The 25,917-nt window shown below is 71.4% G+C and carries 26 protein-coding genes; 13 read left to right on the top strand and 13 right to left on the bottom strand.

Annotation, left to right across the window (positions count from 1 at the left end; translation table 11 throughout):
* The first annotated feature begins 33 nt into the window (after positions 1 to 33).
* Entirely contained in the window at positions 34 to 1,104 is a 1,071-nt protein-coding gene (locus tag ABZ725_RS33000; protein ID WP_358806149.1) for an adenosine deaminase, read from the top strand.
* Here ABZ725_RS33000 and ABZ725_RS33005 read toward each other — a convergent pair.
* Both ABZ725_RS33005 and ABZ725_RS33010 read right to left on the bottom strand, forming a co-directional pair.
* Positions 1,086 to 1,601, bottom strand: coding sequence for a DUF664 domain-containing protein (locus tag ABZ725_RS33005; protein ID WP_358806150.1), 516 nt, complete (start codon positions 1,599 to 1,601; stop codon positions 1,086 to 1,088). The two genes, ABZ725_RS33000 and ABZ725_RS33005, sit on opposite strands and share 19 nt — an antisense overlap.
* A gap of 25 nt (positions 1,602 to 1,626) precedes the next feature.
* Positions 1,627 to 2,508: a LysR substrate-binding domain-containing protein gene (locus tag ABZ725_RS33010; protein WP_358806151.1), complete on the bottom strand. Its 882-nt coding sequence runs from the start codon at positions 2,506 to 2,508 to the stop codon at positions 1,627 to 1,629.
* Positions 2,509 to 2,616: 108 nt separating this feature from the next.
* Between ABZ725_RS33010 and mgrA the strand changes: the two genes are divergently transcribed.
* The 5 genes from mgrA (at position 2,617) to ABZ725_RS33035 (ending at position 8,432) form a co-directional block, all read left to right on the top strand.
* Positions 2,617 to 3,612, top strand: a complete 996-nt coding sequence (gene mgrA / locus ABZ725_RS33015; RefSeq protein ID WP_358806152.1) for an L-glyceraldehyde 3-phosphate reductase — start codon at positions 2,617 to 2,619, stop codon at positions 3,610 to 3,612.
* A gap of 403 nt (positions 3,613 to 4,015) precedes the next feature.
* Positions 4,016 to 4,426: a hypothetical protein gene (locus ABZ725_RS33020; RefSeq protein ID WP_358806153.1), complete on the top strand. Its 411-nt coding sequence runs from the start codon at positions 4,016 to 4,018 to the stop codon at positions 4,424 to 4,426.
* A gap of 58 nt (positions 4,427 to 4,484) precedes the next feature.
* A complete protein-coding gene (locus ABZ725_RS33025) occupies positions 4,485 to 6,824 on the top strand; it encodes an FHA domain-containing protein (protein WP_358806154.1) in 2,340 nt (779 codons plus the stop codon).
* A 10-nt stretch (positions 6,825 to 6,834) separates the two neighbouring features.
* A complete protein-coding gene (locus ABZ725_RS33030; protein WP_358806155.1) occupies positions 6,835 to 7,452 on the top strand; it encodes a hypothetical protein in 618 nt (205 codons plus the stop codon).
* Positions 7,452 to 8,432 (top strand): serine/threonine-protein kinase, encoded by a 981-nt coding sequence (locus ABZ725_RS33035; RefSeq protein WP_358806156.1) that lies wholly within the window; start codon positions 7,452 to 7,454, stop codon positions 8,430 to 8,432. Before ABZ725_RS33030 ends, ABZ725_RS33035 begins: the two co-directional genes overlap by 1 nt.
* A gap of 7 nt (positions 8,433 to 8,439) precedes the next feature.
* On the opposite strand, the gene ABZ725_RS33040 is transcribed toward ABZ725_RS33035, so the two are convergent.
* Complete coding sequence (locus ABZ725_RS33040) at positions 8,440 to 9,705, bottom strand: streptophobe family protein (RefSeq protein ID WP_358806157.1); 1,266 nt, start codon at positions 9,703 to 9,705, stop codon at positions 8,440 to 8,442.
* 313 nt (positions 9,706 to 10,018) lie between these two features.
* On the opposite strand from ABZ725_RS33040, the gene ABZ725_RS33045 reads away from it, so the two are divergent.
* A complete protein-coding gene (locus tag ABZ725_RS33045; RefSeq protein ID WP_358806158.1) occupies positions 10,019 to 11,437 on the top strand; it encodes a DUF6777 domain-containing protein in 1,419 nt (472 codons plus the stop codon).
* A 121-nt stretch (positions 11,438 to 11,558) separates the two neighbouring features.
* Positions 11,559 to 12,011, top strand: coding sequence for an ATP-binding protein (locus tag ABZ725_RS33050; protein WP_358806159.1), 453 nt, complete (start codon positions 11,559 to 11,561; stop codon positions 12,009 to 12,011).
* 104 nt (positions 12,012 to 12,115) lie between these two features.
* Here ABZ725_RS33050 and ABZ725_RS33055 read toward each other — a convergent pair whose 3' ends face one another.
* Positions 12,116 to 13,003: an RNA polymerase sigma factor SigF gene (locus ABZ725_RS33055; RefSeq protein WP_351909781.1), complete on the bottom strand. Its 888-nt coding sequence runs from the start codon at positions 13,001 to 13,003 to the stop codon at positions 12,116 to 12,118.
* A 288-nt stretch (positions 13,004 to 13,291) separates the two neighbouring features.
* On the opposite strand from ABZ725_RS33055, the gene ABZ725_RS33060 reads away from it, so the two are divergent.
* Positions 13,292 to 13,636 (top strand): helix-turn-helix transcriptional regulator, encoded by a 345-nt coding sequence (locus ABZ725_RS33060; RefSeq protein ID WP_358806223.1) that lies wholly within the window; start codon positions 13,292 to 13,294, stop codon positions 13,634 to 13,636.
* A gap of 49 nt (positions 13,637 to 13,685) precedes the next feature.
* Here the strand turns inward: ABZ725_RS33060 and ABZ725_RS33065 are convergent, their stop codons facing one another.
* From ABZ725_RS33065 to ABZ725_RS33075, 3 genes are all read right to left on the bottom strand, one after another.
* A complete protein-coding gene (locus ABZ725_RS33065) occupies positions 13,686 to 14,288 on the bottom strand; it encodes an ATP-dependent Clp protease proteolytic subunit (protein WP_358806160.1) in 603 nt (200 codons plus the stop codon).
* A gap of 1 nt (position 14,289) precedes the next feature.
* A complete protein-coding gene (locus tag ABZ725_RS33070) occupies positions 14,290 to 14,928 on the bottom strand; it encodes an ATP-dependent Clp protease proteolytic subunit (protein WP_358806161.1) in 639 nt (212 codons plus the stop codon).
* Between the two features lie 111 nt (positions 14,929 to 15,039).
* On the bottom strand, positions 15,040 to 16,242 hold the full coding sequence (locus tag ABZ725_RS33075; RefSeq protein WP_358806162.1) for an epoxide hydrolase family protein: 1,203 nt from the start codon (positions 16,240 to 16,242) through the stop codon (positions 15,040 to 15,042).
* Between the two features lie 121 nt (positions 16,243 to 16,363).
* On the opposite strand from ABZ725_RS33075, the gene ABZ725_RS33080 reads away from it, so the two are divergent.
* Entirely contained in the window at positions 16,364 to 16,846 is a 483-nt protein-coding gene (locus tag ABZ725_RS33080; RefSeq protein ID WP_358806163.1) for a VOC family protein, read from the top strand.
* On the opposite strand, the gene ABZ725_RS33085 is transcribed toward ABZ725_RS33080, so the two are convergent.
* Genes ABZ725_RS33085 through ABZ725_RS33100 form a run of 4 tightly spaced genes read right to left on the bottom strand, consistent with a single transcriptional unit; the run spans position 16,831 to position 21,195 of the window.
* Positions 16,831 to 17,730 (bottom strand): aminoglycoside phosphotransferase family protein, encoded by a 900-nt coding sequence (locus tag ABZ725_RS33085; protein ID WP_358806164.1) that lies wholly within the window; start codon positions 17,728 to 17,730, stop codon positions 16,831 to 16,833. The two genes, ABZ725_RS33080 and ABZ725_RS33085, sit on opposite strands and share 16 nt — an antisense overlap.
* Before the next feature lie 44 nt (positions 17,731 to 17,774).
* Complete coding sequence (locus ABZ725_RS33090; protein WP_358806165.1) at positions 17,775 to 18,653, bottom strand: geranyl diphosphate 2-C-methyltransferase; 879 nt, start codon at positions 18,651 to 18,653, stop codon at positions 17,775 to 17,777.
* Between the two features lie 59 nt (positions 18,654 to 18,712).
* Positions 18,713 to 19,753, bottom strand: coding sequence for a family 2 encapsulin nanocompartment cargo protein terpene cyclase (locus ABZ725_RS33095; protein ID WP_358806166.1), 1,041 nt, complete (start codon positions 19,751 to 19,753; stop codon positions 18,713 to 18,715).
* On the bottom strand, positions 19,753 to 21,195 hold the full coding sequence (locus ABZ725_RS33100; protein ID WP_358806167.1) for a family 2B encapsulin nanocompartment shell protein: 1,443 nt from the start codon (positions 21,193 to 21,195) through the stop codon (positions 19,753 to 19,755). Before ABZ725_RS33100 ends, ABZ725_RS33095 begins: the two co-directional genes overlap by 1 nt.
* A 318-nt stretch (positions 21,196 to 21,513) precedes the next feature.
* Here ABZ725_RS33100 and ABZ725_RS33105 point away from each other — a divergent pair, with 318 nt between their 5' ends.
* Together ABZ725_RS33105 and ABZ725_RS33110 are read left to right on the top strand one after the other, a co-directional pair.
* On the top strand, positions 21,514 to 22,308 hold the full coding sequence (locus ABZ725_RS33105) for a VOC family protein (protein ID WP_358806168.1): 795 nt from the start codon (positions 21,514 to 21,516) through the stop codon (positions 22,306 to 22,308).
* A gap of 24 nt (positions 22,309 to 22,332) precedes the next feature.
* Positions 22,333 to 23,064, top strand: a complete 732-nt coding sequence (locus ABZ725_RS33110) for a ribonuclease H (protein ID WP_358806169.1) — start codon at positions 22,333 to 22,335, stop codon at positions 23,062 to 23,064.
* Positions 23,065 to 23,079: 15 nt separating this feature from the next.
* Here ABZ725_RS33110 and ABZ725_RS33115 read toward each other — a convergent pair whose 3' ends face one another.
* The gene (locus ABZ725_RS33115) at positions 23,080 to 23,904 is read right to left on the bottom strand and encodes a tyrosinase family protein (RefSeq protein WP_358806170.1); all 825 of its coding nucleotides are present in this window, start codon (positions 23,902 to 23,904) and stop codon (positions 23,080 to 23,082) included.
* Entirely contained in the window at positions 23,901 to 24,308 is a 408-nt protein-coding gene (locus ABZ725_RS33120) for a tyrosinase cofactor (protein WP_358806171.1), read from the bottom strand. The genes ABZ725_RS33115 and ABZ725_RS33120 overlap by 4 nt, the downstream gene beginning before the upstream one ends.
* Before the next feature lie 349 nt (positions 24,309 to 24,657).
* Here ABZ725_RS33120 and ABZ725_RS33125 point away from each other — a divergent pair, with 349 nt between their 5' ends.
* Entirely contained in the window at positions 24,658 to 25,878 is a 1,221-nt protein-coding gene (locus tag ABZ725_RS33125) for an FAD-dependent monooxygenase (protein ID WP_358806172.1), read from the top strand.
* Positions 25,879 to 25,917: the final 39 nt, after the last annotated feature.

Here is a 25,917-nt window from a genome sequence, read left to right on the forward strand (position 1 = left end):
CCGAACCCGAACCACCTGCCGAGGAACACGCACATGACCGCGCCCCGCATCGACACCGACACGCTCCGCCGGCTGCCCAAGGCCGTCCTGCACGACCACCTCGACGGCGGCCTGCGCCCCGCCACCGTCGTCGAGCTCGCGGAAGCGGTCGGCCACACCCTGCCCACCACCGACCCCGACGCGCTGGCCGACTGGTACTTCGACGCGGCCAACTCGGGCGACCTGGTGCGCTACATAGCCACCTTCGAGCACACCCTCGCCGTCATGCAGACCCGTGAGGGCCTGCTGCGCACCGCAGAGGAGTACGTCCTCGACCTCGCCGCCGACGGTGTCGTCTACGGCGAGGTGCGCTACGCCCCCGAGCTGAACACCAACGGCGGTCTCACCATGGGCGAGGTCGTCGAGACCGTCCAGGAGGGCCTCGCGGCGGGCATGGCCAAGGCCGCGGCCGCCGGTACCCCCGTACGGGTCGGCACCCTGCTCTGCGGGATGCGGATGTTCGACCGCGTCCGTGAGGCCGCCGACCTGGCCGTCGCCTTCCGGGACGCGGGTGTCGTCGGCTTCGACATCGCCGGCGCCGAGGACGGCTTCCCGCCCGCCGACCACCTCGACGCCTTCGAGCACCTGCGCCGCGAGAGCGTCCCCTTCACCATCCACGCCGGCGAGGCCCACGGGCTGCCCAGCATCCACCAGGCCCTCCAGGTGTGCGGCGCCCAGCGCATCGGGCACGGCGTGCGCATCACCGAGGACATCGTCGACGGCAAGCTCGGCCGGCTGGCCGGCTGGGTGCGCGACCGCCGGATCGCGCTGGAGATGTGCCCGACCTCCAACCTCCAGACCGGCGCCGCCGTCTCCATCGCCGAGCACCCGATCACCGCGCTGAAGGACCTCGGCTTCCGGGTCACCCTCAACACCGACAACCGGCTGGTGTCCGGCACGACGATGACCCGCGAGATGTCGCTGCTCGTCGAGCAGGCCGGCTGGACCGTCGAGGACCTGCGCACGGTCACCGTCAACGCCCTCAAGAGCGCGTTCATCCCGTTCGACGAGCGCAAGGCGCTCATCGAGGACGTCGTCCTGCCGGGTTACGCGGCCGCGCTCTGAAGCAGTCCGCGGACATAGGCGGCCTGTCCGACGTGCTGGAGATCGTCGGACAGGACGCTCACCAGGCGTACGCCCAATGTGACCGGCGGATCCCAGCGCTCGTCCACGACGCGCTCCAGGTCCGCCGCCGTCAGCGTGCGCAGCGCCGTCAGGCTCTGCGCGTGCACGGCGTCGTAGTACCCGGTCAGCAGGCCGCCCTCGGACACCTGCACCTTCGCCACCTGCGCCGCGCTGTGCCCGTACCCGGTGTCAAGGCGCGGCAGGTCGAGGCCGAACCGCTTCTCCCAGTCCTGGCTCAGCCACACCTGGTCGAGCCCGAAGGCGTCGGCGACGTGGTCGTCCTGGACCCGGGTGAGGTGCCAGACCAGCCAGGCGATCGAGTTGGCCGACTCGCCGGGCCGGGCGCCCAGGCGGTCGGGGGCCAGGCCCTCGACGGCGGCGTGGACCTCTTCCTGGATGCGGTTGTACCCGTCGATGAGGATGTCCTTCGCATGCATACGTCCACCATCGCGCAGCGCGCGCTCACGCGCCCCCTGTTTCCAGCAGCCCCATCAGCGCCCGGGCCGCCGGGCTGGTCGCGCGGGCGGGCGGCAGCAGGGCGACCGTCTCGTACCGGGCCTCGCCGGTGCCCTTGAGGGCGAGCGCGGTGAGCGCCTCGCGCTTGTGCCGGAAGTGGCGCGGGACGACCGCGACGCCGAGGTTCTCGTCCACCAGGTCCAGCAGGCTGTGCACGTCGTTGACCTCCAGGGCGACCGTGCGCCGCACCCCCGCCTCGGCGAACGCGGCGTCGGTGGCGCGGCGCGGGCCCCAGTCCGGGTGGAAGTCGACGAACACCTCGCCGTCCAGGTCCTGCGGAGTGAGCGCCGCCGCCGCGGCGAGGCGGTGGTCGGGATGGCACAGCACGTACATCGGCTCGGTGGCCAGCGGTACGCAGCGCAGCTGCTCGGTGTCCGTCTGGGTGCGGTAGGCGAAGGCCAGGTCGAGCCGGCCGGCCGCCACCTCCTCGCCCAGCGCGCCGGAGCCGGTCTGCCGCAGCCGGATCTCCACGTCCGGATGCCGCCGCCGGAACGCCGCCAGCACCCCCGCCACATGCACCCCCGCGATGCACTGCTCGGTGCCCACGGACAGGGTGCCGCGGACCACGCCCTGCACAGCGGCCACCGCCTCGTGGGCCGCCCGCACCTGCGCCAGGACCCGCTCCGCCTCGGCGAGCAGCGCCCGGCCGGCCTCCGTCAGCGTCACCCGCCGGGTGGTCCGCACGAAGAGCGGCGCGCGCAGCTCCCGCTCCAGGGCCCGGATCGATGCCGACAGCCCCGACTGGGAGACCATCAGGCGTTCGGCGGCCCGGGTGAAATGCTGGTCCTCGGCGACCGCGACGAAGTGTTGGAGGTGGCGCAGTTCCATGATTGAGAAGCGTATCCGCTGAATCTCATCGGATTCTTCTGTTGGACCACTGCTGTGGGCAGCGCGAGAGTGGATGTCACCTGCTGAAACTGATCTCCTGGAGACGCGTTGTACACCGCACACCCCGACCGCTACGCGGACATGCCCTACCGGCGCACCGGACGCAGCGGCCTGAAGCTCCCCGCGCTGTCGCTCGGACTGTGGCACAACTTCGGCCCGGCGGACCGCACGGTCGAGACACAGCGGGCCATCCTGCGCCGCGCCTTCGACCTCGGCGTGACCCACTTCGACCTGGCCAACAACTACGGCCCGCCGCCCGGCGCCGCCGAGTCCGCGCTGGGCGAGGCGCTCAAGGCGGACTTCGCGCCCTACCGGGACGAGCTGATCATCTCCACGAAGGCCGGCTATCTGATGTGGCCCGGCCCGTACGGCGAGTGGGGCTCGCGCAAGTACCTGCTGTCCTCGCTGGACCAGAGCCTGACCCGGATGGGCCTCGACTACGTCGACGTCTTCTACTCGCACCGCCCCGACCCGGAGACTCCCCTGGAGGAGACGATGGGCGCCCTGCACTCCGCGGTGCAGCAGGGCAAGGCGCTCTACGTCGGCGTCTCGAACTACTCGGCGGAGCAGACCCGCGAGGCCGCCCGGATCCTCGGTGAGCTGGGCACCCCGCTCCTCATCCACCAGCCGCGCTACTCGATGCTCGACCGCCGCCCGGAGAGCGAGGGCCTGCTCGACGCCCTGGACGAGCTCCAGGTCGGCTCGATCGTCTTCTCGCCGCTGGAGCAGGGCCTGCTGACCGGCCGCTACCTGGACGGCATCCCGGAGGACTCGCGTGCGGCGAGCGACAGCCCGTTCCTGAACTCCGAGGCGCTGACCGAGGAGCTCGTCGGCAAGCTGCGTGCCCTCGACGACATCGCCAAGTCTCGCGGTCAGTCCCTCGCCCAGCTCGCCCTGGCCTGGGTGCTGCGCGGGGGCCGGGTGACCTCCGCGCTGGTCGGCGCGAGCAGCGCCCGGCAGATCGAGGACAGCGTCGGCGCTCTGGACAACCTGGACTTCGAGGACGCCGAGCTGGCCCGGATCGACGCGGTGATCAACGGCTGAGGGCCGGGAAAGACCCTGCGGCGCGCGTTTCGGCCTCGCAGCAGTCAGCCACGGCGTTTTCGTCACGCTCAGTATGCGCGGGGAAGGGGAAACCTGCCCGCGCCGAGGCCGTCGATCCTGGTCAGGACCGGGATCGGCGGCCTTCGTCGATCCGGTGTGATCGCCGGGTGATCGGCCTGCCCGGGCCCGCCGCCCTGGTCGATTTTCCGTCAGGTGATGACATCGCGCCTGGGTGCTCGCCGTATTCCGGCCATGAACGTCGGCGAATATGCCAGGAGACTGGCCGGAAAGTCATGGTGACACTGTTTCAGTAGTGAACATACTCGAACGTCAAGGCACTTCACTCACAGGAGCCGCACGGAAGCGAGGCGCAACCGACAGGCGAGCACCGGGGGAGAATGACGTGCACGACGAATTCCTGTGCCATGTCACGGCGTACGGCGTCTGTGACGGCCGGCGCATCGGCGTACCGCTCGGCACCTATCGTGCGCCGACGCTGGCGCTCGCCCTGTGGTGGCTGCGCGACCGGGCGTCCTGGATGGCCGAACGGCTGGATCCGCAGCCCGAGAGCGAGCACTTCCCGCAAGGGGCCCTGGTCCCGGTGGCCGACACCGTGCCCGACGTGCCCGCACTGCTGCGGGCCTGGTGCGCGGACATGGACCGGCAGGAGCTGGTGGCCGACGAGTTGGCGGGCGGCCGGCTCGTGCGGATCGCGGTCGGCGACGAGACCACCGAGTACGAACTGCTCGCCGAGTCCGTCGACGCGCTGCGCATGCAGCGCACCGTCCCGGCCCTCGTCGTCTCCGTCGGCTGACGCCCGTCACGGATCTTCCCGTCGGGCACATAAGGTGATCAATCGATAGAATCAGGGCATGGCGGAGCGTCCGGTCTCCTCGACTGCGCCCGAACTCGTGCTGGAGACCGAGTCGGGTTCCCTGGTGTTGTTCCCGGGCCACGACTACCACGTCGGCCGGGACCCACTCAGCGACGTCGTCATCGACGACACCCGAGTCTCCTGGCATCACGCGGTGCTGCGGCCCGAGGGCGACCACTGGACCGTCGAGGACGAACACAGCACCAACGGCACCTACGCCGACGGCCGCCGGATCCGCGAGTGGGGCGTCGGCCCGGGCAGCGTGATCCGCTTCGGCAGCCCGTCCGACGGACCTTACGTCTCCCTGTCGGACCACCGACCGCGTGCGGTGCAGCGCCCGACGGCCGTCTCCATGCCCGCGCTGACGAGCACCTTCAAACAGCCCACCAGCGTCCGGCCGATGCCGACGACCACCGTCCGCATCGGCCGCGCCACCGACAACGACCTGGTCGTCGACGACCTCGTCGTCTCGCGTCGGCACGCCGAACTGCGCACGCTCCCCGACGGCGGCCACGAGATCCTCGACCTGGGCAGCCACAACGGCACCTACCTCAACGGTTCGCCCGTCACCCGCGCCCCGCTCGGCCCCGGCGACGTCGTCGGCATCGGCCACTCCGCGTTCTGCCTGGTCGGCGACGAACTCCAGGAGTACGTCGACACCGGCGAGGTCTCCCTCGACGTCCAGGACCTCACCGTCACCGTCGACCGCGGCCGCAAGGTACTCCTCGACGACGTGTCGTTCCCGGTGGGCGAGAAGTGCCTGCTCGCGGTCGTCGGACCCAGCGGCGCCGGCAAGTCCACCCTGCTCAACGCCCTCACCGGACAGCGCCCCGCCGACCACGGCACGGTCGTCTACGACGGCCGCGACCTCTACCGCGACTACGCCGAACTGCGCCAGCGCATCGGACTGGTCCCGCAGGACGACATCCTGCACGCCCAGCTGACCGTGCGCGCCGCCCTCTCCTACGCCGCCGAACTGCGCTTCCCGCAGGACACCGCCAAGGCCGAGCGCCGCGAACGGGTCCAGGAGGTCATCCGCGAACTGGGTCTCGAAGAGCGCGCCGAGCAACCCGTGGACAGCCTCTCCGGCGGCCAGCGCAAAAGGGTCAGCGTCGCCCTGGAGCTGCTGACCAAGCCGTCGCTGCTCTTCCTCGACGAGCCGACCTCCGGCCTCGACCCCGGCATGGACCGCTCGGTGATGCACATGCTGCGCGGCCTCGCCGACGACGGCCGCACGGTCATCGTCGTCACCCACAGCGTCCTCAGCCTCGAGGTGTGCGACCGGCTGCTGGTGCTCGCGCCCGGCGGCAAGGTCGCCTACTTCGGCCCGCCCGACGACGCCCTCGCCTTCTTCGGCTTCGAGCACTGGCCCGAGGCGTTCGAGGCGTTCGAGGGCGACCACGACCGGGACTGGGCGGGGGAGTTCCAGGAGTCGCCGTTCCGGCGGGAGTACGTCGTCAACTCCAGCGACCAGCCCCGGCTGCCGCGCACCGGCCCGGTGGTCCTCCTGCCGCCGCCCCGGCCGCGCAGCAGGGGCGCCCAGCTCAGCACCCTGATCCGCCGCTACACGGCCGCGCTCAGCGCCGACCGCACCTTCCTGGCCATCATGATCGCGTTGCCGTTCATCATGGGCGCCATGGACCGCGCCCTGGCGGGCAGCAAGCTCGTACTGGACAGCGCGATGGACGCGCTGCTCATCCTGTGCGTCGGCGGCGTGCTCACCGGCGCCGCCAACGCCGTGCGCGAACTCGTCAAGGAACGCGTGATCTACCAGCGGGAGCGGGCCGTCGGCCTGTCCAGATCGGCGTACCTGATGTCCAAGGTCGTCGTGCTGGGCACGATCACCGTCGTACAGGCGGTGGTGCTGACGCTCGTCGCCCTGCTCGGCGTCGACCTCAACGCACCGGGCGGCAAGGGCGTGTTGATGCCGCCCCTGCTCGAGATCACCGTGGCCGTCGCCATGCTCTCCTTCGCCGCCATGATGCTCGGCCTCCTCGTCTCCGCACTCGTGCGCAAGGAGGAGGTGACGATGCCGCTGCTGGTGCTGCTCGCCGTCGTCCAGGTGGTCTTCTGCGGCGCACTGCTGAAGCTCGACGGCAAACCCGTCCTGGAGCAGCTGGCCTATCTCGTGCCGGCGCGGTGGGCGTTCGGCGCGATGGCCGGCACGATCGATCTGGCCCGGATCGTGCCCGGCGCCAAGACCGCCGACCCGCTGTTCGAGCACTCGGCGGGGGTGTGGCTGGTCAACATGGGCATGCTCGTCGTGCTCTCGGTGGTCTTCGGATTCGCCGTGTCCCGACTGCTGCGCCGCCACGAGCCCGTCGTGATGCGGAAGTAGGGGGCGGCCGATGACGACTCCCGGATTCCGTCCCACGCACGTCGTCCCCCAGCACGGCATGCCCGCCTGGGAGGCCCCCGACCCGACCCGGCCCACCGTGCCGCTCGACGCGCTGCTGCCGGTCCGGCTCATGGAGCGACGCGGCGACTGGGGGCATGTGCTGTGCTCCAACGGCTGGTCGGCCTGGGTGGACGGCCGCTTCCTGGTCGCCGTCCCCCAGGACCCGCCCCGCTCCGACGGCCCCCTCGCGACCTCCGCCGACCCGCGCCCCCTCCTCGGCCGCGCCGAACAGTCCCTCGCCCGCTACCGGGCGGCGGTGGAGGAGGTGGCCGACGGCGGCCTCGACGGCGAGTCCTTCCGCCGCCGCACCCACGGCCTGCGGATCGGGGTGGTCGTCGACGGCGAGGACATGTGGCTGTACGACTCCGCCCGCAGGCGCTGGGTGTACGGCGACGGCACCCGCCTCAGCACCTACGCCACGGACCGGCCGCCCGAGGCCGACGACGCGTTCGACGCGAGGGACGCGAGGGACGTGACCGGTGCGACCCACGACACCGACGCCACCGACGTGCTCGACGACCAGTCCCACGCCCCCACCCGGATCGTGCACCCCGACCGGGAACCCTGATGGAACGCGGCACGAGCCCGTTCGCCGGCCGGCCCTCCGAACTGGTGGGCCGCCAGGTCGCCGGCTACCGCATCGAGCGCGAGATCGGACGCGGGGGGATGGCCGTCGTCTACCGCGCCCGTGACCTGCGCCTGGACCGGACGGTCGCGCTCAAACTGCTCGCCCCGGAACTGGCCCGCAACGACACCTTCCGCAAGCGTTTCACCCATGAGTCACGGGTGGCCGCGGCGATCGACCACCCGCACATCGTGCCCGTGTTCGAGGCGGACGAGACCGACGGCGTGCTGTTCATCGCCATGCGGTACGTCGAGGGGAGCGATCTGCGCCATCTCCTCGACCGCGAGGGCCCGTTGCCGCTGCCGACCGCCGTCCGGATCGCCGCGCAGGTCGCCTCCGCACTGGACGCCGCCCACGACCACGGGCTGGTGCACCGCGACGTCAAGCCCGGCAACATCCTGGTGTCCCGGGGCACCGACAGCGACCATCCCGAGCACGTCTACCTCACCGACTTCGGCCTGACGAAGAAGTCGCTGTCGCTGACCGGATTCACCACGGTCGGCCAGTTCGTCGGCACCCTCGACTACGTCGCCCCCGAGCAGATCTCGGGCCGGCCGGTCGACGGCCGCTGTGATGTCTACGGACTCGCCTGCGTGGTCTACGAGTGCCTCGCGGCCCGCCCGCCCTATCTCCGCGACGACGACATGGCCCTGCTCTGGGCCCACCAGAACGCCGACCCGACCCCCCTGACGGAGGTGCGCCCCGACCTCCCCCGGGAGGTCGACGGGGTGTTCGCCCGGGCCCTCGCCAAGAACCCCGAGTCCCGCCACCCCACCTGCGCCGCCTTCGTCGCGGAACTGAGGTCGACCGAGACCGGCGGCCACCGCACGCCCCGTCCCCCGACGGAACCGACCGATTCGCCGGGCCCCGCACCCCACCCCCCGACCTGGGCCCGCCCGGTTCTCGACCCACGTCAGCCCTGAACCACCGTCAAGGCGACGGCGTCTCGCCGCGGCGGTGTACCGGTCGGGCCGCCAGAGCGCCCAGGAAGCCGGTGACCAGGCCCCACAGCGCGGCCAGGCCGAGGGCGGGCCAGATGTCCGGGTGCAGGAACAGGTCGCCGGACAGGCCCGCGAGGTCGTTGACACCGAGCACGGACAGGCCGTAATGCGCGGTGATCCGGCCGATCAGACAGAGCGTCAGCACGGTGAGCACCAGCGCGAGCGCCATGTGCACGGCGTGCTGCCAGGCCCGCATCCGGGCCGGGGAACGAGCCGCCATCACGAACGCCGCCCCGAGCAGCAGCACCGCGTCCACCACGACCAGCCACCACACCCGGCCGTCGTACTCGGCCATGCTGCTCAGGTTGAGCGCGGCCGTGTCGTCGCCGCGCAGCACCTCGTCCAGCACATGTGGCATGGGCAGCCCGAACGGGCCCTCCACATGCCCGTTCCAGGTGGCCCCCAGCCCGATGGTGAACACCAGCCACACCAGGTTGGGCAGGCCCAGCAGGATCACCGCGAAGGTCTCCCGGGCCCGGCCGCGGGTCGCCGCCACGACCAGGGCGATGACCAGCCCCAGGGCGACGCACGCGAGCAGCAGCACGACCATCGCATGGGCGGCCGGACGCACCGACTCCTGGAAGCGCAGCAGCCGGGCGGGCAGCGGAGCCCCGCGCGACACCAGCAGCGCCAGCGCCAGCACGGCGGCCAGCCACAGCAGCCCGAGCAGGAGGGTGAGCGGCACATCCGTGGTGAACCCGACCTTCGGGCGGACGCCGAACAGCTCCCCGAGCTCGCTCAGCGTGTCGTCGCCGAGGTCGACGGTGAAGGTCTTGCGGGCGGCGAGCGCCAGGCCCAGCAGGCCGAGCAGCCACACCACGGCGATCCGGACGGCCCAGCCCGCCAGCTCCGGGGCTCCGGCGACCGCCCGGTGCCGCAGCGGCCGCAGGAATCCCGCGCCGACGACGAGCGCCCCGACGAGGGTGACGGACAGCGGAGTCACGGTCAGCCCGACCTGGGTGTCGGCGAGTCCACCGGCGCTGCCGGAGAGCTCGACCGTGCCGCCCACGGCCGTGACGACGGTCGCCGCGACCACCTGGGGAAACGCGCCCTGGGGCAGATCCGAGGCGCCCGCCGCCCACAGCCCCAGCACGGCCATGACCACCATGGCGATCAGCCCGGCGAGTGCCGCGGCGACCGCCTGAACCCACCCGTGGCGGGATACTGCCTGGTCATGCAGGGTGCGCACGCTCACCCTGTCCACGCTAAGCAGCCCCGGGAGCGCGCGCCCGTCGGGTGGGCCGTCCGCGTCCGGCCCGCGCCCGACGGACACCGGCGGGACACCTACGGGCGTCCGACGGGACGTCCGACGGACGCCCGGCTTGCGAGCGGCGCCCGACCGGAGCACACAATGGGTTCGTTGTGGAATAAAGCGGCGCATATCGGATGGGCCGGTCGGGGCGGCCGCACGGCCCCGCGCACGACCCCTCGAACGACCCCGCCGTCCAGCGGGCTCGGATCGACTCCATCGAATGAACCGCCGCGGAAAACCCACGTCGGGAGTGCTTGTGAGCGTCGAACCGCCGTCATCAGGCCGCCCCACAGAACCACCCACCGGCCGCTCCGGCGGGCAACCGGCCGGTCCGCCCTCCGGACCGCTGTCGGGCCCCTCGGAGCCGCCCTCGGGCCCCTCCGGACCGCCCTCCCAGCCGCCCACCCCGCCGCCGCCCGACGACGACTCCGCCGACTTCTCGGACGGCGGCTGGGAACCGCGACGGCCGTGGTGGAGGTCCGCTCCCCGGGTCGCGCTGATCACCACCGCCGTCGTGGCCGTCACGGCCCTCGCCCTGGTGCTCACCCTGCCGGGCGGCGACAGTTCCTCCAACCAGGCGGGCGAGGTCTTCATGCTGCCGGCCGGCGACCCGGGCCCGGACGGCTACACGGAGTCCCCCACCAGGAGTTCCGCCTCGCCGGCCTCCATCGCGCCGTCGTCCTCCACCCCGCCCGCGAACACCGTCCCCGCAGTCGACGGGGGACAGGCCGGACTGTACGGCGGCACCCTCAACGTCTCCAGCTGCGACGTGGAGCATCAGATCAAGGCCCTCACGGCCGTCCCCGCCAAGAACCGGGCGTTCGCGGGCGTCGCCGGCGTCACCCCCTCCCAGGTCCCCGCCTACCTGCGCTCCCTCACCCCTGTGCAACTGCGTCTCGACACCCGTGTCACCAACCACGGATACCGCGACGGCGCCGCGACCACCTACCAGGCCGTCCTGCAGGCCGGCACGGCCGTCCTGATCGACGCGTACGGCGTCCCGAAGGTGCGCTGCGCCTGCGGCAACCCGCTGACCCCGCCCGTCGCCCAGCAGAGCGGCTACAAGCGGACCGGGACCACCTGGCCGTCGTACAGCCCCTCGACGACCGTCGTGGTCAGCCCGTCCAAGACCGTGATCGACGTCTTCGTGCTCTACGACCCCGATCCCGACCACCACTGGATCGCCCGACCGCGGGGCGACGACGGCCACAAGGACCGGCCCACGAAGCCCCCGGCCAAGCAGACGCCGTCCATCATCATCGGCAGACCGAGCCCGTCGACCGGCCCCGGCTCGCCCACCTCCCCGTCGATGTGCGTCCCGCCGCCCGGGAACGCGAGCGGCAAGCCGTCGGGCTGTGTGCCGCCGTCGTCGTCCGGGACGTCCTCGCAATCCCCGTCGCCCTCCCCGTCCTCGCAGTCGCCCTCCTCCGAGGCCCCGTCGTCCGAATCGCCGGCCTCGGAAGCCCCGGGCTTCGACCAACAGAGCCCCGAGCCGCCGCCGTCGGAGCCCCCGAGTTCCGCGCCGCGCAGCGCCGAGCCTCCGGGCTCCGGCTCGGCGCCGGGCCTGGTGCCCGATGTCACGGGCCTGCCGGAGAGCTCTCCGTCCTCGCTGGCGGAGTCCCTGACCTCGTCCGCGACGACGGGCCGGTCGGCGCCCGCGATCCCCGCCGCGTGAGGAGCCGCCTGAGCGGCGCGGGGACGGTGTGACGACAGCCGGGGACTGCACGGCCCGGCACGGGGTACGAGCACAGGTGCACATCAGCGTCCGGCCAGTCCGGCCTCCGAGAGAGAAACGCATGATCGAGCACCTGGACGGGGCAGTGATACCGACTGGCTTCGACGTACCCGTGGAACCGCTGCGGCGGGCGGCGCACTACACCGGTGAACCCGGCTGCATAGCCGAGGCCCGTGCCTTCGCCGCCCACTTCGTCGACCAGCTCAGAACGGAATGGTGCGCCGCGATCGGCGCCCGGGCCGGCGGTGAGGTGATGCTGGTGGTCAGCGAACTGGTCACCAACGCCGACCGGCACAGCAACGGCCCGTACATCCTGGAACTGGAAGGTACGGACGCCTCGGTCACCGTGTGCGTCTACGACAGCAGCGACGCGCTGCCCCTGCGCTTCCCGAAGGACCCCGAGCGCATCGGCCGACACGGTCTGGAGATCGTGCACGCGCTGGCGGCGGAGGTCACCGCCGAGCGCGTGCCGGTCGGCAAGCGCGTCCGCGCCGTGGTCAGCTTCGAGAGCTGAGCGCTCCGCTGGACGTGGCGCGATGTGCCGTCGTTCCGCTGCGGCGCCGTCGTGGCCGGTCGCGCAGTTCCCCGCGCCCCTTCAGGGCGCTGGCGAACCGCCGGTCAGGCGCAGCCCAACTCGCCCAGCATTCCCTGGCGCAGTCGGGTGATGATCCGCTTGATCAGGCGGGACACATGCATCTGGGAGCAGCCCAGCCGCTCGCCGATCTCCGCCTGGGTGGCCTCCTCCACGAACCGCATATGGATGATCTGCCGGTCGCGCTCGCTGAGTTCGGCCATCAGCGGGGCGAGCGAGTGGAAGTCCTCGACGAGCCGCAGCCCGTCCTCCTCCACGCCGATGAAGTCCGCCAGGACCGCCTCGCCGCTCTCCGGACCGTCTCCGGTGAGCGCCGCGTCGAGCGAGGAGGAGTTGTAGCCGTTGGCGGCGATCTGCGCCTCGACCACCTGGCCCTCCGAGAGGTTCATCAGGGTGGCCAGCTCGGCCGTCGTCGGCTCCCGGTCCAGGCGGCTGGCGAGTTCGTCCCGTGCCTTGGCCAGCTCGACGCGCAGTTCCTGCAGCCGCCGCGGCACATGCACGGCCCACGTCGTGTCCCGGAAGAAACGCTTGATCTCACCGACGATGTACGGCAGCGCGAACGACGTGAACTCCACCTCGCGCGCGACCTCGAACCGGTCGATGGCCTTGATCAGACCGATCATGCCGGTCTGGACGATGTCCTCCATGTCGTTCCCGCGGCCGCGGAACCGGCCGGCCGCGAACCGCACCAGGGACATATTCATCTCGATGAGCGTGTTGCGGGCGTACTGGTAGTCGTGCGTGCCCTCTTCGAGTACGGCCAGCCGCTGGAAGAACTGCCGGGACAATTCACGTGCGTCGCGCGGGGCCACGCTCCGCGGCGCCTCGATACCCGGCAGCGGTGCGCCGTCCGTGCTGGTCCCGGCGGTGCCCTCGACGACCTTGGCCTCCGACCGGATCACGGCGGTCTGCATTGCCTCTCCCTCGTATCCCTAGACAGTCACGATCCGACAGTCGCGCTTGGCGGTCACGTTTCGACGCCTGTCGTTCTCGGTCCGTGAGCGGACACGTGTGCACGGGCCCGCTCACGGGGCGGGTACCCGCTCCTGCGCGGCCCATGCGTGCCGGATGCGAGCGCGTCGGAACACCGGCCCCCCGATTCCACCGAGGGCGCAACGCCGGACCCTTGCCGTGGCGGCCCGCGTTCCTAGGCTTGAGAGGTGAGCAACCAAGCGCCGAACCAAGCGCCGAACCAGGCCCGCGTGATCCCCCTGCGCCCGACCGCCGAGCGCGAGCCCCTGTGGCGCGACCTGGTCGGAGACGTGCTGCGCCGTGAACGCCAGGCGCAGGAACGCACGCTGAAGGACGTCGCCGACGCGGCCCGTATCTCCATGCCGTACCTCTCGGAGGTGGAGCGCGGCCGCAAGGAAGCCTCCTCGGAGGTCCTCGCGGCCGCCGCCCGAGCCCTCGGCCTGAGCCTCGGCGACCTGCTGGCCCGGGCCCAGGGCGAGTTGGTCCGGCTCACCGGTCGGCCGTCCGTCCGGCACCCCGACCGGCAGCGGACGACGACGACCTCGTCGCACAACGGCCTCTGCCTGGCCGCCTGACGAGCCGCGCGGGCCGGCGTCCCACGCGGTGTCTGTCCCACCAGGTGTCTCACACTCTCGGCAGACGCCGGCTCACCACCTCGTCGGCCAGCCCGTACGCCACCGCCTCGGGAGCGGTGAACACCTTGTCGCGGTCCATGTCCGCGCGCAGGGTCGCGACGTCGTGGTGCGTGTGGCGGGCCAGCACCTCCTCGACCTGGGCGCGGATGCGGACCATCTCCTTGGCCTGCAGCGCCAGGTCCGAGACCGTGCCCTGCCGCCCGCCGCTGGCCGGCTGCCCCAGCAGCACGCGCGCGTGCTCCAGCACGAACCGCCGGCCGGGATCCCCGCCCGCCAGCAGCACCGCCGCGGTCGACGCGGCCTGTCCGACGCAGAACGTCGAGATCGGCGCCTGCACATACGTCATCGTGTCGTAGATCGCCATCAGCGAAGTGAACGAGCCGCCGGGCGAGTTGAGGTAGATCGCGATCTCGTTCTCCGGGGCCGCCGACTCCAGATGGAGGAGTTGCGCGATGACGACGTTGGCCACGCCGTCGTCGATCTCGGTGCCGAGGAAGATGATCCGCTCCGACAGCAGCCGGCTGAACACGTCGTAGGACCGCTCGCCCTGCGGGGTCCGCTCGACGACGTTCGGAATCGTGTAGGTCCCCATGTCACAGCCCCATCCGTCGCTTGGCGGCGGCCGGGCGGACGTCCGCGAGGGACTCCACGACACGGTCCACCAGGCCGTACTCCCTGGCCTCCTCGGCCGTGAACCAGCGGTCGCGGTCACCGTCGCGGGAGATGGTCTCCGGCGTCTGGCCGGTGTGCTCGGCGGTGATCCGCTCGATGGTCCGCTTGGTGAAGTCCAGGTTCTCCGCCTGGATCTCGATGTCCGCCGTGGTGCCGCCGATCCCCGCCGACGGCTGGTGCATCATGACGCGCGCGTTCGGCAGCGCGTACCGCTTGCCGGGCGCGCCGACGCTGAGCAGGAACTGGCCCATGCTGGCCGCGAAGCCCATGGCGAGCGTCGAGACGTCGTTGGGGATCAGCCGCATCGTGTCGTAGACGGCGAGCCCCGCGTGCACCGAACCGCCCGGACTGTTGATGTACAGACTGATGTCGGTGCGCGGATCCTCCGCCGAAAGGATCAGCAGCTGGGCGCAGACCCGGTTCGCGGAGACCTCGTCGACCTGGGTGCCCAGCAGGACGATGCGCTGCCCGAGCAGTTGGGCGGCGAGCTGGTCGTCGAAGCGGGTGGGCGCGGTGTCGCCCTCCTGGGCCCGGGGAGCGAGCGTGGTGAGTGGAGTCATCGGTTCTCCTCGTCGTGGCGTGGCTGCCGTCGACTCCACTGTCGGCCGCGGACGCCGCCCCAACGGGGTTTCTCTGCCCGCGGCAGATTCGCCACGGGCAGAGCGCGCCCCTCAGCCCTTCTCGCGCAACTGCCGGAAGAACGCCCGCACATCGCCCACCAGCAGGTCCGGCTCCTCCATCGCCGGGAAGTGGCCGCCCCGGTCGAACTCCGTCCAGCGCACCAGGTTCTCCGTGCGCTCGGCCCTGACCCGCAGCGGGATCTGCGGCTCGGCGGGGAAGAGGGCGAGTGCCGTCGGCACGGTCGACGGCTCCCGGGGAGCGGCCGCCCGCCCGGTGGCGTGCTCGCGCTCGTAGTACATCCGGGCCGACGAACCCGCCGTCCCGGTCAGCCAGTAGAGCATCACGTTCGTCAGCAGCCGGTCGCGGTCGACGGCCTCCTCCGGCAGCTCCTCGGAGTCCGTCCACTCCCGGAACTTCTCGACGATCCAGGCGAGTTGACCGACCGGCGAGTCGTTGAGCCCGTACGCCAGGGTCTGCGGTCGGGTGGCCTGCTGCACGTAGTAGCCGGTGCCCTCCACCGAGAACGCGACCCACCGCCGCCACGACCGCAGCGTGTGCTCCCGCTCCTGGGGGCTCAGTGCGCCGAGTTCCTCGGGCGTGGGCTCCCGGGTGGCCTGCGCGCCCGGCAGCAGGTTCAGATGGACGCCGATCACCCGGTCCGGGTGGGCGCGGCCCAGCTCCCGGGAGATCACCGCGCCCCAGTCGCCGCCCTGCGCCCCGAACCGCTCGTAGCCGAGGCGACTCATCAGCTCGGCCCATGCGTCGGCGACCCGACCCGCCTCCCAGCCGCTCTCCGCGACGGGCCCGGACAGGCCGAACCCCGGGATGCTCGGCACGACCAGGTGGAAGGCGTCGGCCGGGTCCCCGCCGTGCGCCGCCGGGTCCGTCAACGGGCCGACCACGTCCAGGAACTCGACGATCGATCCCGGCCAGCCGTGCGTGAGGACCAGCGGCGTGGCGTCCGGCTCGGGGGAGCGGACATGCGCGAAGTGGACGTTCGCCCCGTCGATCGTCGTCGTGAACTGCGGCCACTCGTTCAGCAGCGCCTCCGCCGCCCGCCAGTCGTACGCGTCGCGCCAGTACCGGACCAGCTCGCGGAGATAGTCCGTCGGCACCCCGTACGCCCAGCCCGTCGCGGGCAGTCCCGCGGGCCAGCGGGTCCGGTCCAGCCGGTCGTGCAGATCGTCGAGGTCGCTCTGCGGGACGGCGAGACGGAAGGGCCGGATGCCGTTGTCGGCGCTGGGTGACGTCATGAGCCGGATGCTAAGGGCGCACCCGGCGGGGCCGTTCGGATTAATCTCCCGGGCGAGCGATGAGTTCCGGGGAGGGGAACGGTCGACACTGATGACCGCGTTCCACGCCCAGGAGGTACTCATGACCACCGACGGATTCACCGCGTCTCTCTGGTTCGACGGCCAGGCCGAGGAAGCCGCCCACCACTACGTCTCGATCTTCAAGAACTCCAGCATCGGGAGGATCAGCCGCTACAACGAGGCCGGCCCCGGCGTGGCAGGCTCCGTGCTGGCCGTGGAGTTCACGGCCAACGGGCAGCGGTTCATCGGCATCAACGGCGGCCCGCAGTTCACGTTCAGCGAGGCGATCTCCTTCCAGATCTTCTGCGCGGACCAGGAGGAGATCGACTACTACTGGACCAGGCTCACCGAGAACGGCGGCGAGCCCGGCCCCTGCGGCTGGCTCAAGGACAAGTACGGCCTGTCCTGGCAGGTCGTCCCGGAGGGCCTGATCGACATGGTCACCGACGCCGACGCCGAGAAGGCCGTCCGCACCACCAAGGCCATGTACGCCATGAGCAAGCTCGACGTCGCCGCCCTGAAGAAGGCCTACGACGGCGAGTAGGCCTCGGCCAGGATCTCCTTGATCACATGCCGGGAGTTCTCCGCCAGCGTGGGATTGGTGTCCCAGTAGTACGGCAGCTGGATCAGCGAGATCGACAGCGCCCAGCCCCGGCCGCGCGCCCACTCGGCGTCGTCCGCGCCCACCGCCTCGCGGAAGACGCCGCGGGCCGGGGCGGGCAGCAGGTTCCAGGCGACGATCAGGTCGACGGCCGGGTCACCGACCCCCACACAGCCGAAGTCGATCACTGCCGTGAGCCGTCCGTCCTCGACCAGCACGTTCCCGGGCGAGAGGTCCCCATGGGCCCAGACGGGCGGCTCCGAGCGCCCCGGCGCCCGCAGGGCCTCCTCCCAGAGGGCGGTGACCGCGGCGGTGTCGATCCGCCCCTGCAACTGGCCGAGGGCCTCGCGCGTGGGCGCGTCCCGCTCGGCCAGCGGCACGCCCCGATGGTTGGCCGGCCCGCCCTGCGCCTCGATCCCGCGCAGGGCGGCCACGAACGCCCCCAGGTCCGCCGCCAGCAGCTCCGGCTGCTCGACGGCGCCCGCGACCGGGTTGCGGCCGTCCAGCCACCGGTAGACGGACCAGGGCCATGGGAAGTCCTCGTCGGCCTCGCCCGATGCCAGCGGAACGGGTCCCGCGACCGACAGCCTCGGACCCAACCGGGCCAGCCAGTGCCGCTCGTGCGCCACGCTGTCCACCGCGCCGGGATACCGGGGCAGCCGCACCACCATGTCGGTGCCGAGGCGGAACATGGCGTTCTCGGTCCCGGCGGACGCCAGCCGCCGCACGGGCAGCCCGGCCCACTGCGGGAACTGGGCGGCGACGAGGCGGCTCACCAGCGGGGCGTCGAGGTCGATCTCGTCCGGACGCATCTTCGCGGCACACATGCGTCCCATTGCACGAGGTCGACCTCCGCGCTGTCCAACGGATTTCAGACGCGGTCCGCCGCGATCAGCAGGTACTGGAAGCTGCCGTTCTTGTAGGCGGTCAGGAACGTCTGCTCGATGCCGGTGACCAGGTGGTCGGCCTGACTGCGCAACTCCCAGTAGGGCAGGGCCGCCTCCGTCAGGTCCTCCACATGGACCGGCACCAGCCGGTTCGCCGCCATCGCCCGGAAGTACGCCGAGCGCGGATGGATGTCGCAGATGTAGTGGGCGTTGATCAGCGACACCTCCCGCGAGGCCTGCCCGTAGGTGTCGTTGTAGCAGCCGGTGATGACGACGTACCGTCCGCCGCGGCGCAACAGCCGGGCGTGCTCGGCGAACAGCAGGTCCAGCTCGACGTACATGGACGACTCGTTGTTCCAGGACGCCGCGTACGCCCCGGACTTGAGGCCGGTGTCGAGCATGTTGCGGTGGTGGTACCGCACCTTGTCGTCGACGCCCCGCTTACGGGCCTGCTCGTTGGCGAACGCGGCCTGCTTGGCCGAGATGGTGACGCCGTCCGTGTGGCAGCCGTGGCGCAGGTTCGCGACGATGCTGCCGCCGCCGCGCCCGCAGCCGGCGTCGAAGACGCGGTCGGCGGGGGTCAGTCGGCCGAGCCGGCCGGCCAGCAGTTCGGCCTGGGCGTGCTCCAGCCGGTGCAACTCGGCGGTGACGGCCTCGCGGCGCAGCCCGGCGTCGGGTTCGTCGAGCACCGACCAGTCGGCGTCGCCGATGCCGTAGTGATGGTGGTAGAGGTCGTCGATCCTGCCGAGTTCGAGGTTGACCGGGTTCTCCTCGGCGTTCCAGTAGTCCGCGACGCGGTTCTGGTACGTGGACTGGGTGGGCACCGGGACGGTCTTGGTGCCGGCGTCGTGGGCTGTGGTCAACGGTGGCTCCTTGTGGCGCTGGGCATGACGATCTGTCAGAGAACTTGGAGAATTGCTGGTCACCAGTAGTCGGGCAGGTGATAGCGGTGGGTGTTGGTGGAGTGCCACTCGTGGTTGCCGGCCACCCAGTCCGACAGCCCCTGGAGATAGCGCGCGAGAAGCGGCGAGCCGGCGGCGAGCACGGCCGACTCCTCCTCGAACGTCTCCATGATCTGGTTGTGGATCTCGACCGACCGCAGATAGGCGGCCCGCAGACCGCACCGGTCGTTGGCCGCGACGACCTGCGGCAGATTGAGATGGGTGGGATCGGAGGCCAGCTCCTTCGTGAAGGAGTACAGGTCGTTGACGATGGTCGTGGCGTTGCACGCCAGCGCCGTGACCCGCTGGATCTCCGGACGGGCGTAGAGCTGCTCGGGCAGTTCGTAGCCGTCGACCGCGTCGACGATCGACAGACACGGCCGGAAGTTGTTGAACTGCCGCATCACCAGGTACTCCCAGGTCCGCGGTTGGTACCCGGTCTCGCCCCAGGCCGCCTCGGCGAGGTAGCCGAGGTGCAGCCGGGACATGTCGTGCACGAACCGGTCCGTCTGGCTGGGGGTGGCGACGGCCGCGAAGTCCTTGAGCCCCCAGTAGTAGGAGCGCAGCGGACCGTCGGCCTGCATGCCCTCCTCCCACTGCGCCTGGAAGCCGGGCGGGCCGTGGTACGGGTCGAGCGCCGACTGTGCGAGGACCAGCCGTCCGGCCAGGCCGCTGCGGGACGCGCCGCGGCCTTCGTCCTCCTCGCAGTAACAGCTGTCGACCACGTTCTCCGCGAGCAGCAGCTTGCCGGCCGCCGTCAGCCGGTCCAGGTCGAGCGCGGCCGGATGCTGGAGCACCACGGCACGACCGACCTGGAACCCCGCGAAGTCCCCGTCCCAGGCCGGCGGGAACAGGTCGAGACCGCGCGCCCACTCCTCCAGCCGCCGATCGACCTCCGCCGCCTTCTCCGGGTCGGCGGGCGCGACCTGCCGGTATCTGAGGCCCGGGACCGCCCCGCTGCGCCGGGCCCGCACCCCGCTCGCGAGGTCGGGCGGTCCGGGCAGGGTGAATCCGGTGCTCATCACTCGGCGGTCCGGCCGACCTGGACGTTCTCCAGGACCCCGGCGGCGTCCGGCACGAGGACGGCCATCGAGTAGTAGGCGGTCACCAGGTAGCGGATGATCGAGTTGGCGTCGATCCCCATGAACCGCACGTTCAGGCCGGGTTGGAACTCCTCCGGGATGCCCGTCTGGTACAGGCCGACCACTCCCTGGTCGGCCTCGCCGGTGCGCAGCGCGAGGATGCTGCTGGTGTGCTGGGGGGTGATCGGGATCTTGTTGCAGGGGAAGATCGGCACCCCGCGCCAGGCCGGGATCTCATGCCCCTCGACGGTGGCCGTGCCCGGCATCAGCCCGCGCCGGTTGCACTGCCGGAAGAAGGCCGCGATCGCCTTGGGATGGGCCAGGAACAGCTTGGTCTTGCGCCGCATCGACAGCAGCTCGTCCATGTCGTCCGGGGTCGGCGGGCCGGTGAACGTGCTGACGCGCTGGGAGTAGTCGGCGTTGTGCAGCAGCCCGAACTCCCGGTTGTTGACCAGCTCCCACTCCTGCCGCTCGCGGATCTCCTCGACGGTGAGGCGGAGTTGCTGCTCGGTCTGGTTCATCGGGTCGTTGTAGAGGTCGGCGACCCGGGTGTGCACCTTCAGCACGGTCTGCGTCAGCGACAGCTCGTACTCGCGCGGCGAGAGGTCGTAGTCGACGAAGCCCGCGCCCAGCGTCGGCTCGCCGACATGGCCGGCCTGGATCGGCAGGTCGGCCTCGCCCTTGCGGTTCATCGGCAGCCGCTGCCGTGCCGCGTAGGACTCCAGATGGGCGGCGAGCGAGGGCACACGGCCCACGAACTCCATCAGCACGTCCCACGGCAGGGCCAGCAGCACGCCCGAGGTGTCCGCGCGCACCGAGCTCAGCCACAGCGGGTCGTCCTGCCCGAGGGCCTCGTCGCCCAGCTGGTCGCCGCCGGAGACGACCCCGACGATCTCCTCCTCGCCGTACTTGCCGGCCGTGAAGCGGGTGAACCGGCCGTGCACGACGAGGTAGGTCTCCGTGACCGGCTGCCCGGCCTCGAAGACGACCTGCCCGGCCCGCACCTCGCGCACCTGGAAGCGGGAGGAGAGCTCCGCGAGGGTCCCGTTGTCGGAGTAGCCGCGCAGTACGGGCAGCTCGGTGAGGGTCTCCGGGATGGCCCGTACGTCGTCCGCGCCGTTGTGCTCGAACTGCACCCGCCCCCGGCCGACCTTGAGCTGCAGGCGCCGGTTGACGCGGTAGGTGCCGCCCTTGACGTCCACCCACGGCAGCATCCGCAGCAGCCAGCGCGAGCTGATGGCCTGCATCTGGGGTTCGGACTTGTGGGTCGTGGCGAGCTGACGGGCCGCCCGGGTGCTGAGGCTGGTGAGCTGCCCGTCGGCGGACGGCTGCGGGGCGGGTTCGTCGAGGGCGGAACCGGTGGCGCTGTCCGGTGTGGACACATTCCCTCCAGGAAAGGTGCGCGGAGATGAGCGGACCGTCCCCGAAGATCGGTTCGGTGATCCGCAGGGACCAGCCAAACACCGTGAGTGACGGATGGGGTACGGCGTGAAGGGGGCGACTTTCGTGACGCAGAGGTGTAAACCGGTCGCCTGAGGCGGAGCGCGGCTCGGGTGGCCCGGCCGCTCCCTGCGCGTGCTTCCGCGCGCCGGGGCGCTCAGGGGTCGCCGAGGGTTGGTTCCGGGTTCGGCGCGCGAGTCGACAGCCGGGTGACTAGCGTGAGAAACCGGACAACTCATCTCATCGGGAGGGCCGTCGTCATGGCCGTACGACCAGAGGGAACCCCTTGCTGGGCCGACGCGATGTTCAGCGATCTGGAGGGCGCCAAGAACTTCTACGGCGACGTCCTCGGCTGGACCTTCGGCGAGGCGTCGTCGGAGTACGGGAACTACACACAGGCCTACGCCGACGGCAAGGCGGTCGCCGCCGTCGTCCCGCCCATGCCCGGCCAGGAGGGCCAGTCGCAGTGGTGTCTGTACTTCGCCTCCCCGGACGCCGCCGCGACCGCCGGCAAGATCCGTGCCAACGGCGGTGAGGTGCTGATGGAGCCGATGCAGGTCGGCGACTTCGGCACGATGTGCCTGGGGCGCGAGCCCAGCGGCGCGGTGTTCGGCGTGTGGCAGGCGGGCGTCCACGAGGGCTTCGAGGCGCAGGCCGTCCCCGGGGCCTACGGCTGGGCCGAGGTCTTCACCCGCGAGCCCGAGAAGGCGGACCGGTTCTTCAGCGCCGTGTTCCCGTACACCGCGCAGCAGATGGAGGACGACGCGATCGACTTCCGTATGTTCAACGTCGGCGACGAGACCGTGCTGGGCCGGATGAAGATGACGGAGGAGTTCCCGCCCGAGGTGCCGTCCTACGTCAACCTGTACTTCGTCGTCGCCGACTGCGACGACGCCGTCGCCAGGGCGACCAAGCTCGGCGCCGTTCTGCGCTTCGGGCCGATGAGCAGTCCGTTCGGCCGGTTCGCGGCCCTGACCGATCCGCAGGGCGCGAACTTCTCGGTGATCGACCTCACGACGACGGAGGGCGAGGTGCCCGGGAGCACGCCCGTCTGAGCGGTCCATGCACGCGGCCATGGCATGATCGTGCGCATGCGTGAACGAGTGGTGGCCGCGTGCGACGGGGCTTCGAAGGGAAACCCCGGGCCGGCGGCCTGGGCGTGGGTGGTCGCCGACGACGCCGAGGCGCCGGCCCGCTGGGAGGCGGGCCCGCTCGGCAAGGCCACCAACAACGTCGCCGAACTCACCGCCCTGGAACGCCTGTTGGCGGCGACCGACCCGACCGTGCCGCTGGAGGTCCGGATGGACTCCCAGTACGCCATGAAGGCCGTCACCACCTGGCTGCCCGGCTGGAAGCGCAACGGCTGGAAGACGTCCGGCGGGAAGCCGGTGGCCAACCAGGAGCTGGTCGTCCGCATCGACGAGTTGCTCGTCGGCCGCTCGGTCGACTTCCGCTATGTGCCCGCCCACCAGGTCGACGGCGATCCGCTCAACGACTTCGCCGACCGCGCCGCCAGCCAGGCGGCGATCGTCCAGCAGCCGGCCGGCAGCGACCAGGGCTCCCCGGAGCCGCCGGCCTCGCCGGACACCCCGAAGGCGAAGTCCGGGCCGAGGTCCGGGCCGAAGTCGGCGGGCTCCGCCGGGAGCAAGTCGCCCCGGCGCGGCGGTGGTTCGTCGTCCCGCACGATCAAGGCCAAGTTCCCCGGCCGCTGTGTGTGCGGCCGCCCGTACGCGGCCGGCGAGGACATCGCCAAGAACGCGCAGGGCTGGGGGCACCCGGAGTGCCGTACGGCGGACGCCGACGCGGGCTGACCGCCGGCGCGGCGATCAGTCGACGTCGAACGTGTAGTGGGCGGTGTGGTCGAGAAGGTCCGCCGGGGTGGTGTCGTTCCACGGCTTCATCGTCTCGTGGAGGTCGACGACGTCCGGTGTCCCGCCGCCCGGGAGGTACGCGGAGCCGGGGTGCCGGCGCTGCCACCGGGCCCACAGCTTGTCTATGAAGGCGTGGTGCAGCCAGAAGACCGGATCGTTGGGGGAGACCCCGGTCGCCATCTGCCCGCCGACCCACACATGCACCCGGTTGTGCAGATTGACCCCGCGCCAGCCCTCCAGGTGGTTGCGGAAGCCGTCCGAGGCGCTGTTCCAGGGGGCCATGTCGTACGTCGGCATCGCCAGCACCGACTCGACCTCGGCCCGCGACGGCAGCTCGCGGACGCTCGCCCCGAGCGAGCGCCGCAGATAGGCGCGGCCGTCCACCCGGACGTTGATCGGCCAGTTTCCCGCTGTCGCGGCGAACGGCCCGTCCATCACCTGGCCGTCCCGGCTGCGTCCGCTGCCGCCGAGGAAGTCCGGCGCCCACAACGGCGAACGCGTCGAGCGGTCGGCGGACCAGTCCCAGTACGGGAGCGCCACCGACGCGTCCACCGACTGCAGCGCCCGCTCGAACTCCAGCAGGAATCTGCGGTGCCACGGCAGGAACGACGGCGAACGGTGGCCGGTGCGCTCGCCGTCGTCGGTGTCGCCGAGGATGAACGCGTTGTGCGCGGTGACGAAGGCGTCGTAGCGGCCGGTGCGCTTGAGTTCGAGGACGGCGGCGACGAACCGCCGCTTCTCGTCGGCGGTCAGGGACGCCTGGTTCTTGCGGACGGTCATGTGCGGTTGCTCCAAGTGCGTGAGGGGGGAAGGTCAGTTGGCCGGGAAGGGGCGAGCCGGGCGCCTTGCAGCTCGTCCACCGCGGCCCGGGCGGCGGCCCGTGCGGTGGTCACCGGGTCGTAGTGACTCACCACGCTGATCCAGGTGCCGTCGGCGTTGCGCATCACATGCAGTTCGATCCCGTCGATGTGCACGGCGTAGCCGCCGCCGTGGTGATGACCGCCCCCGGCGGTGGGCCGGCCCTGTATCCGGCGTCCCTTGTAGACCTCGTCGAAGGAGGCGGGGGAGGCGGGGGAGTCGTGCCGGTGGGGCTCTTCGGCGCGGGCGGTGGGTGCGCCGAGCAGTTGGGTTCCGGCGGCGAAGGCGGCGGCGCCGAGTGCGGTGCGACGGCTGAGTTCTGGCATGCGGGTCCTCCTGGGGTGCGTTCGGTTGACGACCCCGCATGCCTATCGAGTGGGAGGAGAAGGGGAGAAATCGCCCGAGACCGGTTGGCTGCGATCCGGACAATTAATTAAATGTCGTGCAATCTTGAACGAAGATGATCTTGCTGCGTGCGGGGCCCGCGCGAGGCGGAAGCGGCAATTCCTTTCCGTTCGGCCGTCGCTTCCGGTGGTCTTTTGCGCGCCGCCGTGGCGTCGGTGGTGTGGCTCACGTGCGGAAAGTGGCGCGAACGGGCAGGTGAGGCGTCCGTCGACGGGTGCCCGATCCTGCTACCCTGCGTCGTCAATCGAACACGTCTGGTAACTCCTGGGAGTGCGCGTGAAGGTCGCCTGCGTCGGCGGCGGGCCCGCCGGCCTCTACCTCTCGATCCTGCTCAAGCGACAGGACCCGTCCCACGACATCACCGTCCACGAGCGCAACCCGGAGGGCTCGACCTACGGCTGGGGCGTGACCTACTGGCGGGCGCTCCTCGACAGACTCCATGTCTGCGACCCCGAGTCCGCGCGCACGATCGAGGAGAGCTCCGTCCGCTGGAACGAAGGCGTCGCCCACGTACGGGACCTGGCGACCCGTCGGCCCGGCGACGAGGGGCACGGCATCGGCCGTCACCGGCTGCTGGAGATCCTCGCCGACCGCGCCCGCGCACTCGGCGTACGGCTGGAGTTCGATCGCGAGATCACGGGGGCGGACCTGCCCGAGGCCGACCTGGTGGTGGCCTGCGACGGGGTCCACAGCGCCCTGCGCACCCACCACGCCGACGACTTCGGGGCCGAACTCGCACCGGGCCGCAACTCCTACGTCTGGCTCGGCACCAGCAAGGTCTTCGACTCCTTCACCTTCGCCTTCGTGGAGACCGGGCACGGCTGGATCTGGTGCTACGGCTACCCCTTCAGCGCCGAGCAGAGCACCTGCGTGATCGAGTGCGCCCCCGAGACCCTCGCCGGACTCGGCCTGGACCGGGCGAGCGAGGCCGACGGCCTGGCCGACCTGGAGAAGCTCTTCGTGCACATCCTCGACGGCCACCCCCTGACCGGCCGCGCCACGGCGGCGGACGGCGGCTCCCCGTGGCTGACCTTCCGCACGCTCACCAACCGCACCTGGCACCGCGGCAACCTCGTCCTCCTCGGCGACGCCGCCCACACCACCCACTACTCGATCGGCGCCGGCACCACCCTCGCCCTGGAGGACGCCATCGCCCTCGCCGAGGCCCTGCGGGAGAGCGCCGACCTTCCGGGCGCCCTCGTCCGCTACGAACGCGAACGCAAGTCCGCCCTGCTGACCCCGCAGAGCGCCGCCCGCTACAGCGCCCGGTGGTACGAGAACCTCGCCCGCTACATCCACCTCCCCCCGGAGCAGATGTTCGCCCTGCTCGGCCAGCGGCACTCGCCCCTGCTGCCCTATGTCCCGCCCCAGCTCTACTACCGGCTCGACAGGGCCGCCGGACAGTCGGAAGCCCTGCGCCGGTTCAAGCGCTGGCTGGGTCCGAAGCTGGCGCGCGGTGCACACGCAAGGGCACTGACCTCGCGCGACTAGCCGAGCGAACCTTGGGTGAATGGCGATTCACTGCTACGG

Source organism: Streptomyces sp. NPDC006872, from assembly GCF_040635845.1.
Classification (GTDB): Bacteria; Actinomycetota; Actinomycetes; order Streptomycetales; family Streptomycetaceae; genus Streptomyces.

What these genes read in the sequence shown, in the direction of transcription:
- ABZ725_RS33105 (WP_358806168.1), top strand. Translation starts at nt 21,514, where the DNA reads ATGGCCGTACGACCAGAGGGAACCCCTTGCTGGGCCGACGCGATGTTC.
- ABZ725_RS33095 (WP_358806166.1), bottom strand. Translation starts at nt 19,753, where the DNA reads ATGAGCACCGGATTCACCCTGCCCGGACCGCCCGACCTCGCGAGCGGG.
- ABZ725_RS33080 (WP_358806163.1), top strand. Translation starts at nt 16,364, where the DNA reads ATGACCACCGACGGATTCACCGCGTCTCTCTGGTTCGACGGCCAGGCC.
- ABZ725_RS33110 (WP_358806169.1), top strand. Translation starts at nt 22,333, where the DNA reads ATGATCGTGCGCATGCGTGAACGAGTGGTGGCCGCGTGCGACGGGGCT.
- ABZ725_RS33070 (WP_358806161.1), bottom strand. Translation starts at nt 14,928, where the DNA reads ATGACTCCACTCACCACGCTCGCTCCCCGGGCCCAGGAGGGCGACACC.
- ABZ725_RS33050 (WP_358806159.1), top strand. Translation starts at nt 11,559, where the DNA reads ATGATCGAGCACCTGGACGGGGCAGTGATACCGACTGGCTTCGACGTA.
- ABZ725_RS33000 (WP_358806149.1), top strand. Translation starts at nt 34, where the DNA reads ATGACCGCGCCCCGCATCGACACCGACACGCTCCGCCGGCTGCCCAAG.
- ABZ725_RS33085 (WP_358806164.1), bottom strand. Translation starts at nt 17,730, where the DNA reads ATGTGTGCCGCGAAGATGCGTCCGGACGAGATCGACCTCGACGCCCCG.
- ABZ725_RS33075 (WP_358806162.1), bottom strand. Translation starts at nt 16,242, where the DNA reads ATGACGTCACCCAGCGCCGACAACGGCATCCGGCCCTTCCGTCTCGCC.
- ABZ725_RS33025 (WP_358806154.1), top strand. Translation starts at nt 4,485, where the DNA reads ATGGCGGAGCGTCCGGTCTCCTCGACTGCGCCCGAACTCGTGCTGGAG.
- ABZ725_RS33120 (WP_358806171.1), bottom strand. Translation starts at nt 24,308, where the DNA reads ATGCCAGAACTCAGCCGTCGCACCGCACTCGGCGCCGCCGCCTTCGCC.
- ABZ725_RS33035 (WP_358806156.1), top strand. Translation starts at nt 7,452, where the DNA reads ATGGAACGCGGCACGAGCCCGTTCGCCGGCCGGCCCTCCGAACTGGTG.
- ABZ725_RS33055 (WP_351909781.1), bottom strand. Translation starts at nt 13,003, where the DNA reads ATGCAGACCGCCGTGATCCGGTCGGAGGCCAAGGTCGTCGAGGGCACC.
- ABZ725_RS33005 (WP_358806150.1), bottom strand. Translation starts at nt 1,601, where the DNA reads ATGCATGCGAAGGACATCCTCATCGACGGGTACAACCGCATCCAGGAA.
- ABZ725_RS33010 (WP_358806151.1), bottom strand. Translation starts at nt 2,508, where the DNA reads ATGGAACTGCGCCACCTCCAACACTTCGTCGCGGTCGCCGAGGACCAG.
- ABZ725_RS33065 (WP_358806160.1), bottom strand. Translation starts at nt 14,288, where the DNA reads ATGGGGACCTACACGATTCCGAACGTCGTCGAGCGGACCCCGCAGGGC.
- ABZ725_RS33030 (WP_358806155.1), top strand. Translation starts at nt 6,835, where the DNA reads ATGACGACTCCCGGATTCCGTCCCACGCACGTCGTCCCCCAGCACGGC.
- ABZ725_RS33115 (WP_358806170.1), bottom strand. Translation starts at nt 23,904, where the DNA reads ATGACCGTCCGCAAGAACCAGGCGTCCCTGACCGCCGACGAGAAGCGG.